A 426-nucleotide genomic window follows, 5' to 3' on the forward strand; every position below is an offset into this window, starting at 1 on the left:
GGTGGGGGCCAGGGTCTGGATCGCGAGGATCATGATCACCTGGGGGATCATCTCCTCGGCGATGTTCCTGGTGCAGGGGCCGGTGAGCTTCTACGTCCTGCGGTTTCTGCTCGGGGTGGCCGAGGCCGGCTTCTTTCCCGGCATGATCCTCTACCTGACCTACTGGTTCCCGGCGCGGGAGAGGGCCAAGATGGTGGCCCTCTTTATGACCGCTGTCGCCATCGCCGGGGTGATCGGGGGGCCTCTCTCCGGGTGGTTGCTGACCTTCGACGGGGTCTTCGGGCTTGAAGGGTGGCAGTTTCTGTTCCTGGCCGAGGGGATACCGGCGATCCTGCTCGGCTTCGTGGTGCTGGCCTACCTCCCCGACCGGCCCGCCCAGGCCCGGTGGCTGGAGCCCGAGGAGCGGCGCTGGCTGGAGGAGACGCT

1 protein-coding gene is annotated in these 426 nt (G+C 67.4%); it reads left to right on the top strand.

The window, feature by feature from the left end; translation table 11 throughout:
• Nucleotides 1–31 precede the first annotated feature (31 nt).
• Nucleotides 32–426, top strand: a 395-nt coding sequence (locus tag P3R27_RS14840; protein ID WP_301399187.1) for an MFS transporter, incomplete at its 3' end; no start/stop codon positions are given.

This window comes from Enterococcus spodopteracolus (genome assembly GCF_030441955.1).
In the GTDB taxonomy this organism is placed as follows: Bacteria; Bacillota; Bacilli; order Lactobacillales; family Enterococcaceae; genus Enterococcus_B; species Enterococcus_B spodopteracolus.